13 protein-coding genes are annotated in these 12,179 nt (G+C 68.8%); 9 read left to right on the top strand and 4 right to left on the bottom strand.

Features of this window, described 5'->3' with window-relative positions:
• Nucleotides 1–59 precede the first annotated feature (59 nt).
• The 3 genes from ACW17V_RS17180 to ACW17V_RS17170 all read left to right on the top strand — a co-directional run bounded on the left by ACW17V_RS17180 (nucleotide 60) and on the right by ACW17V_RS17170 (nucleotide 2,933).
• Nucleotides 60–881 carry a class I SAM-dependent methyltransferase gene (locus tag ACW17V_RS17180; RefSeq protein ID WP_492106266.1) on the top strand — a complete coding sequence of 274 codons (822 nt, stop codon included), beginning with the start codon at nucleotides 60–62 and terminating at the stop codon, nucleotides 879–881.
• 26 nt (nucleotides 882–907) lie between these two features.
• Nucleotides 908–1,252 (top strand): P-II family nitrogen regulator, encoded by a 345-nt coding sequence (locus ACW17V_RS17175; protein WP_062143741.1) that lies wholly within the window; start codon nucleotides 908–910, stop codon nucleotides 1,250–1,252.
• Nucleotides 1,253–1,421: 169 nt separating this feature from the next.
• A complete protein-coding gene (locus tag ACW17V_RS17170; RefSeq protein ID WP_492106265.1) occupies nucleotides 1,422–2,933 on the top strand; it encodes a phospholipase D-like domain-containing protein in 1,512 nt (503 codons plus the stop codon).
• Here ACW17V_RS17170 and ACW17V_RS17165 read toward each other — a convergent pair.
• From ACW17V_RS17165 to metX, 3 genes are read right to left on the bottom strand one after another with little or no spacing between them, the layout of a single operon-like run.
• Nucleotides 2,869–3,666, bottom strand: coding sequence for an endonuclease/exonuclease/phosphatase family protein (locus ACW17V_RS17165; RefSeq protein ID WP_492106264.1), 798 nt, complete (start codon nucleotides 3,664–3,666; stop codon nucleotides 2,869–2,871). The genes ACW17V_RS17170 and ACW17V_RS17165 overlap by 65 nt on opposite strands.
• A complete protein-coding gene (gene metW, locus ACW17V_RS17160; RefSeq protein ID WP_492106263.1) occupies nucleotides 3,663–4,337 on the bottom strand; it encodes a methionine biosynthesis protein MetW in 675 nt (224 codons plus the stop codon). Before metW ends, ACW17V_RS17165 begins: the two co-directional genes overlap by 4 nt.
• Nucleotides 4,334–5,488 (bottom strand): homoserine O-acetyltransferase MetX, encoded by a 1,155-nt coding sequence (metX, locus tag ACW17V_RS17155; RefSeq protein ID WP_492106262.1) that lies wholly within the window; start codon nucleotides 5,486–5,488, stop codon nucleotides 4,334–4,336. The genes metW and metX overlap by 4 nt, the downstream gene beginning before the upstream one ends.
• Before the next feature lie 77 nt (nucleotides 5,489–5,565).
• Between metX and ACW17V_RS17150 the strand changes: the two genes are divergently transcribed.
• Genes ACW17V_RS17150 through ACW17V_RS17130 form a run of 5 tightly spaced genes read left to right on the top strand, consistent with a single transcriptional unit; the run spans nucleotide 5,566 to nucleotide 9,723 of the window.
• On the top strand, nucleotides 5,566–6,078 hold the full coding sequence (locus ACW17V_RS17150) for a SixA phosphatase family protein (protein ID WP_492106261.1): 513 nt from the start codon (nucleotides 5,566–5,568) through the stop codon (nucleotides 6,076–6,078).
• Complete coding sequence (locus ACW17V_RS17145) at nucleotides 6,075–6,419, top strand: DUF952 domain-containing protein (RefSeq protein ID WP_492106260.1); 345 nt, start codon at nucleotides 6,075–6,077, stop codon at nucleotides 6,417–6,419. Before ACW17V_RS17150 ends, ACW17V_RS17145 begins: the two co-directional genes overlap by 4 nt.
• Nucleotides 6,416–7,474, top strand: coding sequence for a quinone-dependent dihydroorotate dehydrogenase (locus ACW17V_RS17140; RefSeq protein ID WP_492106259.1), 1,059 nt, complete (start codon nucleotides 6,416–6,418; stop codon nucleotides 7,472–7,474). Before ACW17V_RS17145 ends, ACW17V_RS17140 begins: the two co-directional genes overlap by 4 nt.
• Entirely contained in the window at nucleotides 7,471–8,208 is a 738-nt protein-coding gene (locus tag ACW17V_RS17135) for a TVP38/TMEM64 family protein (RefSeq protein ID WP_492106258.1), read from the top strand. Before ACW17V_RS17140 ends, ACW17V_RS17135 begins: the two co-directional genes overlap by 4 nt.
• Nucleotides 8,209–8,217: 9 nt before the next feature.
• A complete protein-coding gene (locus ACW17V_RS17130; protein ID WP_492106257.1) occupies nucleotides 8,218–9,723 on the top strand; it encodes a sensor histidine kinase in 1,506 nt (501 codons plus the stop codon).
• A 64-nt stretch (nucleotides 9,724–9,787) separates the two neighbouring features.
• On the opposite strand, the gene ACW17V_RS17125 is transcribed toward ACW17V_RS17130, so the two are convergent.
• Nucleotides 9,788–10,162: a hypothetical protein gene (locus ACW17V_RS17125; protein WP_419318731.1), complete on the bottom strand. Its 375-nt coding sequence runs from the start codon at nucleotides 10,160–10,162 to the stop codon at nucleotides 9,788–9,790.
• A gap of 369 nt (nucleotides 10,163–10,531) precedes the next feature.
• On the opposite strand from ACW17V_RS17125, the gene ACW17V_RS17120 reads away from it, so the two are divergent.
• Nucleotides 10,532–11,485, top strand: a complete 954-nt coding sequence (locus ACW17V_RS17120) for an IS110 family RNA-guided transposase (protein WP_492106256.1) — start codon at nucleotides 10,532–10,534, stop codon at nucleotides 11,483–11,485.
• The last annotated feature ends 694 nt before the right edge of the window (nucleotides 11,486–12,179 follow it).

Raw genomic sequence — 12,179 nt, 5'->3', positions numbered from 1 at the left:
GGCGGTGACGCGAGGCCCGCCACCGCCTACATAGATGAACTGGCCGCCCCGGAGACTCAATGCGTCGCGACGTGCTCGATCTCAGAGCCTTCTACGCCACCCCGCTTGGCCGTGCAGCGCGGCTGATGCTGGCGCGCAAGGTCGAGGAGGCGTGGGGCAATACGCGCGGCCTCGATGTCCTGGGCCTGGGCTACGCCACCCCCTTCCTGGATTCGGCCCGCCAGAGCGCCCGGCGCGTGGTGGCCGCCATGCCCGCCACCCAGGGCGTCGAGGTCTGGCCGCATGGCGGTCGCAATCAGGCCTGCCTGGTCGAGGAAACGGCCCTGCCGCTTCCCAACGCCATGTTCGACCGGGTCCTGGCCGTCCATGCCCTGGAAGAGGCCGATGACCCGGCGGCCGTCCTGGCCGAGATCGGCCGGGTCATGGCGCCCACGGGTCGGCTGATCGTGGCCGTGGCGTCTCGCGACGGCGTCTGGGCCGGCGCCGAGAGCACGCCCTTCGGCCATGGCCGGCCCTTCAGTCGCAGCCAGCTGGAACGGCTGATCCGCGACGCCGATCTTGAGCCCGCCGGCTGGACCCGGGCGCTGTATGCGCCGCCCATCGCCATGACCGCCGGCTGGGCCGAGGGCTTCGAACAGGTCGGGGCCCGCCTGTGGCCGCGTTTCGCCGGGCTGATTCTGATGGAAGCGGTCAAGCAGACCTTCGCCGTGAAACCGCGCGGCCACCGCGCTCGGGTCCGGGTTTTCGCGCCGGGCGTCCTGTCGCCCAGTCCGGCCGGGCCGGCGACAGCGCGCAAGGCGCCTGTTCGGAAGGCGCCGGCGCGCATTGCGGACGGATCGCACTTGGACGCGCCGCGTTCGAAGCCTAGCTTAGGTTCGTAATCACTGTTCGCTGCGGGAGCCGCGCCATGAAAATGATCGTCGCCATCATCAAGCCCAGCCGCCTCGACGCTGTTCTCGAAGCGGTCACCGAGGCTGGCGCGTCCGGGCTGACGGTGACCGAGGTGCGCGGTTATGGCCGGCAGAAGGGCAAGACCGAGGTCTATCGCGGCGCCGAGTACGAGGTGAAGCTGCTGCCGAAGGTCAAGCTCGAGATCGCCGTGCCCACCGATGTCGTGGAGCCGGTGGTGGAAGCCCTGCAGCGCACCGCCAACACCGGCAAGATCGGCGACGGCAAGGTCTTCGTCATGGACCTTGAACAGGCCCTGCGCATCCGCACCGGCGAACGCGACGCGGCGGCGATCGCGGGCTAGATTTTCCACGCGCCCATCGCGTTCCGTAGCTCGAGGCCGATCAAGGCCCGGGTCCCCTGGCGGCCGCGCGCCCGTTTCCCATATCGCTCGAAGACTTCGCGAGATTGATTTCAAGCGGAGCCATAAGGCCGGTTCGCGCGTTGTCGAAACTCACCGCGATTGGAGCGTCATGGGCGAGCGTTCTTCTGTTTTTCGACAAGGCTATAACTGCTGGCGTGTCGAGCCCGCCGACCGGCTGGCCCTGTTCATCGACAATGACGAGACCTTCGACGCGCTCAAGCCGCTGCTCCTGGCCGCCAAGCGCTCGATCTGGATTCTGGCCTGGGTGTTCGACCCGCTGACGCGGCTGGACCCTGACCGGGTTCGCAAGAGCCGCGATCCCGAGCAGGCCGATCGGATCGGCCTGATCCTGCGCCGGCAGGCGGCCCTGAACCCGGCTCTGGACGTCCGGATCCTGACCTGGGACATGCCGTTCCCGATCGCCGCGGCCCAGCTGTTCGGGCCCCAGCGGGGCGCGGCGTTTTTCGCGGGCTCACGGGTCAAGTATCAGCTGGACAGCACCCTGCCGGCCTCGGCCTGCCACCATCAGAAGGTGGTGATCATCGACGGCGCGACGGCCCTGCTGAGCGGTGGCGACATCGGCGTCGATCGCTGGGACACCTGCGAACACCTCGACAATGATCCCCGTCGGCGACTGCCGACCGGGCGCCACTATCCGGCCCGGCACGAGGTGGCGATGCTGGTCGATGGCCGCGCGGCCCAGGGCCTGTCCGACCTGTTCATCGCCCGCTGGCGCAACGCCACCGGCGAGAGCCTCAGCCCTCCGGAGCGGCCCGAGGACGCGCCCTGGCCGCCGGGTCTGCTGCCCGACCTGCGGCGCACCGAGGTGGCGATCAGCCGGACCGAGGCGGCCTGGAAGGGGCGGCCGGAGGTCACCGAAAGCCTGCTCCTGCACCTCTCCAGCATCCGGGCGGCCAAGCGGCTGATCTATCTGGAAAACCAGTACCTGACCTCGCCGATCATCGTCGAAGCCCTGGCCGAGCGCCTGATCGAGCCCGACGGACCCGAGGTGGTGACCATCGGGCCCGCCCGCAGTCCCAGCTATTTCGACCAGATCACCATGGACAGCGCCCGCACCTCGGCCATCAACCGCCTGCGGTCGGTCGATGCTCACAAGCGCTTTTCGGCCTTCAGCGCCCACACGCCCAAGGGCGGTCCGATCATCGTCCATTCCAAGGTGGCGATCATCGACGACTGGATGCTGCGGGTCGGCTCGGCCAATCTGAACAACCGCTCGATCGGTCTCGACACCGAGTGCGACCTGGCCTTCGAAGGGCGGGACGAGCAGGAGCGCCAGGTCATCACCGCCTTCCTGGCCCGGCTGATCGGTCACTTCCTGGCGCGGTCGTCCATCGATGTGATTGAGGCCATTCAGCGCGAGGGCGGACTGGCGGCGGCGATCAACGCTCTGGACGTCAGGGGCGGTCCGCCGCGCCGGCTGCAGCCGGTGCCGGTGCGCCATCTGACCGGCGTTCAGCAGTTCATCGCCGACTGGAACCTGGGCGACGCCATTTCACCCGAAGACGCCTGGCGACCCTGGGGCCGCCGCACGCGCCTCAAGCGGGATCTGGTTCGCCTGACGGAACCGCCACCGGAACCCCCGCGGCGCCTGCTGCCGTAACCTCCAGATCGACCACCAGGGGCAGGTGGTCGGAGGCCACCCGGGCCCGGGAGTCGTAGGGCGACTTCACCGCGAGCGTCTCCAGGCCCTTGGTCAGGAAGACGTGGTCGATCCGCATGAACGGGAAGCTGGACGGGAAGGTCGCCGTGGCGGGCCGCAGCCAGGCCCCGCCCGGGGTCTGGGCGTCGCGCAGGGCGGCGCGCAGCATGCGGTAGGTGGCCGAATAGGGCGAGGCGTTGAAGTCGCCCAGCAGCACGCCCGGCGCGGTCCATGCGTCAGACGCCATCCAGGCTTCGCCCAGCAGGGCGGCGGCCTGGCGTTTCTGCTCCTGCGGGATCAGGCCCAGATGGGTGTTGATGATCTGGACGGGCGTGTCGCCGACCATCACCTCGACCCAAAGGGCGCCACGCGGCTCCAGCCCCGGCACCCGCCGATAGAGCGGCAGGCCTTCGGCCTTGATCCGGCGCTCGGGCAGGGCGGTCAGGATGGCGTCGCCATACAGTTCCTCCTCCACGGCCATGGCCGGATGGAAGTGGAACTTCATCTTCAGCAGTTCGGCCAGGCGGTGGGCCTGGTCCACCGTCTTGGTGCGGCGGCGCAGGACGTCCAGTTCCTGCAGCGCCACCACGTCGGGATTTTCGGCGGCGATGACCTCCGCCACCCGCTCGACGTCGAGCGCGCGGTCGGTGCCCACACAGCGGTGGACGTTGTAGGTCATCAGGCGAAGCTTCATCCGTCGAAGAGATCGCCTGAAACCGCCGGAGGTTCCCTCGCGGACGTTCCTTCCGGGCCGGGCTCGATCCGGCTCAGCATGAACAGGCAGCTTTCCGCCCGCCAGTTTTCCAGCGGGCTGGCCGGATCGATGTGTCGGGCCGGGCCCTTGCCGGCGAAGGCCGCGCAGGCGTCGACCCGCACGTTCAGGTCATCGGTCAGGGCCAGGAAATCGACCAGGGTGCACAGGTGGATGTTGGGCGTCGACCACCAGGGCATGGGCAGGGCCTTGGTCTCCGGCATCCGCCCCCGGCTCAGCAGCGACCAGCGCACCCGCCAGTGGCCGAAATTGGGGAACGAGACGATGGCCCGGTCGGCGATGCGTAGCAGCTCATCCAGCACATGGCGCGGCTGGCGCGTGGCCTGCAGGGTCTGGGACAGGATCGCGTAGTCGAAGGTCTTGTCCGGGAAATGGTCCAGGTCCTGGTCGGCGTCGCCCTGCACCACCGACAGGCCGCGCGCCATGCAGGCGGCCACGCCGCTGGCGCTGATCTCCAGGCCCCGGCCGTCCACCTGCTTTTCGTGGGCCAGCAGGTCGAGCAGCGCGCCCTCCTCGCAGCCGACGTCGAGCACCCGTGACCCGGGCCGCACCAGCCGCAGGATCTCGCGGAAGTCTTCGCGCACAACCGTCAAGCCAGCCCCCGCTCGCGTTCAACAGAGCCCAGGAACCCCGCCAGCGCCGAGTCCATCACCGGTTCGTCCAGCAGGAAGGCGTCATGGCCCTTGTCGCTCTCGATCTCGACGAACGCCACGCGGCAGCCGGCGGCCGTCAGGGCCCGGACGATGTGGCGGTTCTCGGCGGTGGGATACAGCCAGTCGCTGGTGAAGCTCAGCACGCAGAACCGCATGTGCCGCGCTCGGGTGAAGGCGCTGGCCAGCACGCCGCCATGGCTGGCGGCGATGTCGAAATAGTCCATGGCCCGGGTGATGTAGAGATAGCTGTTGGCGTCGAAGCGGTCGACGAAGCTGGCGCCCTGGTGGCGCAGATAGCTCTCGACCTGGAAATCGGCGTCAAAGCCCCAGGACAGGCCGTCGCGCTGCAGTTCGCGGCCGAACTTCCGCTGCAGGGCCGGCTCGGACAGATAGGTGATGTGGGCGGCCATCCGCGCCACGGCCAGGCCCTTTTCGGGCCGCGTTCCGTGGTCGGCATAGGCCCCGCCGCGCCAGTCGGGGTCGGCCATGATCGCCTGACGACCCACCTCGTGGAAGGCGATGTTCTGGGCCGAGTGCCGCGAGGCCGAGGCGATGATCACCGCGCTGGCCAGCCGCTCGGGATAGTCCACCGCCCACTGCTGCACCTGCATGCCGCCCATCGAGCCGCCGACCACGGCGAACAGGGTCTCGACCCCCAGGGCCGTCACCAGCATCGCCTGGGCGCGGACCATGTCGGCGATGGTGATCACCGGGAACGACAGGGCCCAGGGCTTGCCCGTCGCCGGATTGATCGAGGCCGGGCCCGACGAGCCCATGCAGCCGCCGATGACATTGGAGCAGATGATGAAGTGCCGGGCCGGATCCAGCGGCTTGCCCGGACCCACCAGATGCGGCCACCAGCCCGGCTTGCCCGTGGTCGGGTGCGCCGAGGCGACATACTGGTCCATGGTCAGGGCGTGGCAGATCAGGACGGCGTTGGACCGATCGGCGTTCAGCCGGCCATAGGTCTGGTAGGCGACCTCGAGACCCTCGATCACGCCCCCCGAATCGAGGCGCAGGGGTTCGTTCGCCGGAAACCGCCAGGTTCCGCCATCATTAAGCGCGGACGAGGCCAAATCGAGATCAGCCATGCCGCCTTGGACCGCTTGGCGAAGAAGGTGTCAACCGCCCGCTTCCGGCGGGCCCCGGCTGAGGCTATGGAGGGCGCATGGACCGTCTCATCCTCATGCGCCACGGCCAGGCCGAACGGCAGGCCGCGACCGGCGGCGATTTCGAGCGTGGCTTGACCCCGAAAGGGCGCGAGGACGCGACTCTGATGGGGCAGCTGCTGGTCAGGAGCGGCGCGACGCCCGATCTGGTGCTGGTCTCCAGCGCCCGCCGCACGCGCGAGACCTTCGCCGCCGCCTCGGCCGCCTTTCCCAAGGCCCGGGTCGAGTTCCGCCGCGACCTCTATCACGCCGAGCCCGAAGAGGTGGTCACGGCGCTGGAGGACGAGGGCGAGTCGGCCAGTCTGGTCATGGTGATCGGCCACAATCCCGGCCTGCACGAGCTGGCCCTGCGGCTGGTCTTGCAGGGCGGCGCCGAGCCCGTGGCGCTCAACAAGGTTCGCGGTCGTTTTCCCACCGCCACTACGGCGGTCTTCGCCTTCGGCTCGGGCGGTCCGCCCGTGCTGGAGCATCTTTTCTACGCGTCCGAACATGGCGGAACAGGCGGCGAATGACCCTGATCTACAAGATCCTCTCCCGCGCCGAGTGGGAGGCCGCCCAGGCCGCCGGCCAGCTGGTCGGCTCGGCCGTCGATCTGGCCGACGGCTTCATCCACCTGTCGGGCGCCGACCAGGCCCAGGAGACCGCCGCCAAATACTTCGTCGGCCAGGCCGACCTTGTCCTGCTGGGCGTCGAGGCCGAATCGCTGGGCGAGGCCCTGAAGTGGGAGGCCTCGCGCGGCGGGGCCCTCTTTCCGCACCTCTACCGCCCTCTGCTCGCATCTGAGGTCGTCACCCAGAAATCTCTCGAACTCGACACGGACGGCGTGCCGCTGCTGGGCGTTCTGTCCGCATGAGCCTGCACGATCTCGCCGCCCGCGCGCTCCACGCCTTCGACCCCGAAGACGCCCATGGCCTGGCCATCCGGGGCCTGAAGGCCGGCCTTGGCCCCCGCGACGGCGCGCCGGATGATCCGATGTTGTCGATCACCCTGGCCGGCATGCACCTGAGCAGCTGCGTCGGACTGGCCGCCGGCTTCGACAAGAACGCCGAGGTCCCCGACGCCATGCTGGCCGCCGGCTTCGGCTTCGTGGAGGCGGGCACGGTTACGCCTCTGCCCCAGGCCGGCAATCCGCGTCCGCGCCTGTTCCGGCTGACCCAGGACCAGGCGGTGATCAACCGCATGGGCTTCAACAATGAAGGGCTGGAAGCCTTCGCCGAACGGCTGTCCAGGCGCGCCGGCCGCCATGGCTTCGTCGGCGCCAATATTGGGGCCAACAAGGACGCCACCGACCGGATCGAGGACTATGTCACGGGCCTTACCCGCCTGTGGGGGCTGTCGGACTACTTCACCGCCAACATCTCCTCGCCCAACACGCCGGGCCTGCGCGCCCTGCAGACCAAGGCCGCGCTGGAAGAGCTGCTGGGCCGCCTGGCGCAAACCCGCGCCATCCTGAGGGCCGGCTCGACCAGCGACTATCCGATCTTCCTCAAGGTCGCCCCCGATCTCGAGGACGGCGAGGTCGAGGCCATTGTCGAGACCGTGATCGCCAATGGCCTGGACGGCATCATCGTCAGCAACACCACCATCGCCCGCCCCGCGACGCTGAAGTCGGCCGGCAAGGCCGAGACCGGCGGCCTGTCGGGCGCGCCGCTGCTGGAGCCCTCGACGGCGGTGCTGAAGCGCTTCCACGTCGCCGCCGCGGGCCGGACGGCCCTGATCGGCGCCGGCGGGATCGCCGACGGGGCCGGGGCCTATGCCAAGATCCGCGCCGGCGCCCGGGCGGTGCAGCTCTATTCCGCCCTCGTCTATGGCGGTCCCGGCCTGGTGGTCCGCATCAAGCGCGACCTGGCCCGACGCCTGCGCGCCGATGGCTTCGCCACCGTCGAGGACGCGGTCGGCGCCGCATGACGACCGACAGGGCGCTGCAGCTGCTCCGACAATTCGGCCCCGTCGTGGCGCTGGTCGGGCTCTTCGTCTGGGCGCTGGCCAGCGGCCTGGCTGGGCATATCTCGCTGGAAGACCTCCGGATCCAGGCCCAGGCCCTGCAGGCCTTTGTGCGGGAACACCCGGTGTTGAGCATCGCGGCCTATATCGGCGTCTATGTCGCCACCGTGTCGATTTCCCTGCCCGGCGCGCTGATCCTGTCGCTGTCAGGGGGCTTTCTGTTCGGCCCGGTGCTGGGCGGAGCGGTCGCCGTCACCGGGGCCACCGGCGGCTCGACGGTGGTGTTCCTGGTCAGCCGCACGGCCTTCGCCGACTTCCTGCGTCGCTGGAAAAACCCCCTGCTGCTGAAGATCGAGGACGGATTTCGCGACAACGCCTTTTCCTACCTCCTGACCCTGAGACTGATCCCGGCCTTCCCCCTGCTGCTGGTCAATGTGGCCGCCGGGCTGATGGGCGTGCCGCTGCGCACCTTCCTGCTCGCCTCGTTCATGGGGATGGTCCCCAGCTCCTTCGTCTATGCCGGGATCGGGGCGGGACTGGGCCACGTGTTCGCCGAAGGTCACCCCGTCGCGCTGCACACCCTGCTGTCGCCGAGGATCTATCTGCCCATCATCGGTATGGGCGTGCTGGCCTTTCTGCCGCCGCTGTGGCGCCATTGGCGACGCGGGCGCGTTGCTCCCGCGCCCCACGTGAAGTAACTCAGGTTCATGACCGAGACGGTCTCGCCGCCGGATAACCCGACCCCGCCCGCCGCGCGACGTTTTCCGTGGCCGCGCGGCCTGTCGGCGCGCCTGCTGCTGTTCACCGCCTTCGTCGTCACCCTGGCCGGTCTGATGATCCTGCCGCCCACCCTGGCGGCCTATGAAGAGCAGTGGCTGCTGGACCGCGTGCGGGCCGGCGAACTGGCCTCGACCATCGCCGAGAGCGATCCCGAGCTGCGGGTCAGCGACCCCGTCGCCGGCCAGCTGTTCGACCAGGCCGGCGCCGTCACGGTCGCCGTGCAGGTCGACGGGGCCCGTCGCCTGGTCCTGCCGCCCAAGGTTCCGATGCAGACGCCCTATCTGGTCGACCTGCGCCGCCAGAACCCCGGCTCCTGGCTGGCCGCCCCGTTCTTCACCCTGACCAGCCCGCCCGGCAGCATGGTCCGCGTCATGGCCGAGCCGCGCTTCCGCAAGGCGGAGTTCGTCGAGGTGGTGCTGCCTGACGCCCCGCTGAAGGCCCAGCTGGTCGCCTATTTCTGGCGTCTGGCGGCGATCACGGTGTTCGTCGCCGGCCTGGCCGGCTTCTTCGTCTATCTGTTCCTCAACATCTTCCTGGTGCGGCCCATGCAGCGGATCACCCGCGCCATGGAGCAGTTCCGGGCCGACCCCGACGATCCCGAAGCCCGGATCGTGGTCTCCAAGCGCCGCGACGAGATCGGCCGCGCCGAGCTGGAGCTCGACCGCATGCAGACCGACCTGCTGACGGCCCTCGCCTCCAAGGCCCGCCTGGCGGCGCTGGGCGAGGCGGTGGCCAAGATCAATCACGACCTGCGCAACATGCTGACCAGCGCCCAGATGGCGTCGGACCGCCTGGCCGCCCTGGGCGACCCCAAGGTGGCCCAGGCCCTGCCGCGCCTGGAGCGGGCCCTGGACCGCGCCATCACCCTGGCCACCGACGTGATGACCTATGGCAAGTCCAAGGAGCCCGCGCCCGTCGCCCGGCCCATGCCCCTGCGCGCCGCCCTCGACAGCGCCGCCGAGGATTCGGGCCTCATCGCCGCCGGCGGCGTCGCCCTGGAAACCGTCATCGACCCGCGCGAGCAGGTCTTGGCCGACCCCGACCAGCTGCACCGCATCCTGACCAACCTGCTGCGCAACGCCCGTGAGGCGATCGAGGGCGCCCCCGACCGCGGCGGCAAGGGCCGGGTCTTTGTCGAGCTGCATCGCGGCGACGGCGTCAGCATCCTGCGCCTCTCCGATGACGGCCCCGGCGTGCCGCAGCGCGCCCAGGCCAACCTGTTCCAGCCCTTCGTCGGCTCGGTGCGGCGCGGCGGCACCGGCCTTGGCCTGGCCATCGCCCGCGAACTGGCCCAGGGCCACGGGGGAGACCTTGTGCTGGTCGAGACGGGGCCGGGCGGGTCTGTGTTCGACCTGAGCCTGGCGGGGGTTCCTGAGCCGCTGGCGGAGGCGGCTGTGGTGGCCTCGGCGCCGGGCGATGGGGCTGAGGCTTAGGTTTTTCCGCTGGGGGGGCAGAGGGCGGACAGGCTGAAGGTCCGCTGTGGGTGGAGAGCGGACTTTAACGGCGCTCAACAAAAGCCGGTAGATGCGCGCACGAGGGGCCGCTTGTGAAGTCGTGGACTGTGTCGGTCAGCCACCCGTTATGCCAGCGGTTGGGCGTCAGATGGTGAGCGGAAGGCGAACCTACGCGGGCGTCTTCCATATCCATCACGCGCGCCATGTCGGTCGCGGACTTGGATGACTGCACAACGACCAGAGTCTCGAAGCGGTGGTGAACCTTCCCCGCGTCAAACCACTCAAGTCGCCGATAGCAGACACCCGTAGCGTTTTCCGGCGCAGTCGATCCAACCGCTTCCCGGTTACAGGCCGATTGAGCGAGCACGGAGAAGCCGACGAAGAGCATCGCGGCTCGATATGCCCGGTTCTTTTTCATGATAGCACGCTAGCGCTTCAGCGAAGGTCTGCAATGGGTCGAAAGCTGCCTCTGGCTCATTGCCAACAAGCGGACGCCCCGCGTCCCGCTCATCCTTAAATCTCTTGGAGGCTGCAGCGTGCCGGAGTTGAAAGGTCTGTCAAGGACCGCCTCCGGCGGCCGCGTCGCGGCGACGCGGAGCGTCGTCCTCGTATGATGGACAAGCGGTCGGATCGTGAGGTTTGATCGCCGTGTGGCCGGTAGCCCGTCGTTCGTCCCTGCGACCAGATCCCGTCTCAAGCTTGGGCGCCGGTCATGCGTGTTGTGACACTCCGAACAGCTGACTGAGGCGGCCTCTCGGCCGACCCCGCATGCACGAGGCAGGAGCCCATGACTTCTCAACCCATCTACGCAGGCGTCGATATCGCCAAGCATCACATAGACGCGGCGATCGCCCCCTCGGGCGATCGCCTCAATATTTCTTCGGGCGACCTGGACAAGCTCGTCGCCTGGATGGCGCGCAGGAAGCCCAGGCTGGTGGTGGTCGAGGCCACCGGCGGCTACGAGCGCGACGCCGTCGCCGCCCTCGCAGGCGCCGGGCTGGCCGTGGCGGTGGTCAATCCCCGCCAAGTCCGCGACTTCGCCAGGGCCAGCGGCCGCCTGGCCAAGACCGACCGCATCGACGCCGATGTTCTGGCCGCCTTCGGCCTGGCCATCCAACCCGAGCCGCGACCATTGCGGGACGAAGACGCCAGCGTGCTCAGAGACTTGGTCGTGCGCCGACGCCAGCTTCTGGCCATGCGCAAGGCCGAGAAGAACCGGCTGGAGATGCATCTCAGCCCAGCCGTCCGCGCCGGCGTGGAGCGCCACCTGGCCTTCATCGATGGCGAGATCAAAGGCGCCGATGATGACCTCGACCGCCTGATCCGCCAGAGCCCCGCCTGGCGCGCCGACGATGAGCTGCTCCGCTCCGTGCCCGGCGTCGGCCCCGTACTGGCGCGAACGCTCATCGCCGAGATGCCGGAGCTGGGCCAGCTCAACAGCCGACAGATCGCCGCCCTGGTCGGCGTCGCGCCCTTCAACCGCGACTCAGGCAAGATGCGCGGAACCCGCTCCGTCTGGGGCGGGCGCCCCGGCGTCCGGTCCGTCCTCTACATGGCCACCCTCAGCGCCATCCGCTGCAATCCTGTTCTCAAGGTCGCCTACCAGCACCTCCGCACGGCCGGAAAGCCGCCCAAGGTCGCCATCGTCGCCTGCATGCGAAGGCTCATCGTCACCCTAAACGCCATCCGCAAATCCAGATCAGCCTGGAGCTCAGACTTGACCGCCATCACAGCTGCTTGAGAGACCTTTCCACTCCGGCGATCGTCTCGCCGTGAGATTTAAGGATGGCTCCCTTCGGCGCGAAGGGGGGCGGAACGGCCACTCAAGTCCTCCCCCTGAAGGGGGAGGCGGCCGGAGGCCGGTGGGGGAAGACCGCAATGAGTCAGCAGTTACTTCCCCCTCCGTCGGCCCGAATGGGCCGACACCTCCCCCCTCAGGGGGAGGACTTGCGGCCCTCTATCCCCGTTCTTTTCGAAACAGACCCAATTAAAATCAACCGCTTGAAAAAAACATGATCGCGCCAATCCTCGGAGCTCAAACCGGCCGCATAATCATCTCACCTCGTCGCGAGGAAAGGGCGCAAGGCCAGCGACCATTGCGGCGGCGGGGGGTGATCGAGCGGGACTGGGGTCGAGGGGGATACTCGACCGGTCCCGGGATCTGGTTGCTGGCCAGACCCGCCCGCCGTGGGCGTGGATGAGGACAGACGGGTGTGTTCATTAGTCATTAGATTGGCTCGCCCGCCTCGACCGCCGAGCGGCTCCGGAAACGGAGCGGTTCGACTCCCGGTAAGGCCTGAACAGGGCCACCTGACGGGACGCTGATGGATAACGACCACGCGGAGCGAACGGCTTCGTCGAAACGGTATTTTCTATCTCTCATCCGGACGTCGTCCGGACGCTCCGCGACCCTTCCCACACCTTCAGCGGCCCAC

The organism is Caulobacter sp. FV2ye17ST, assembly GCF_058680955.1.
Note: the sequence above shows the minus strand (reverse complement) of the source record. Positions and strands in the feature narration are given on the sequence as shown.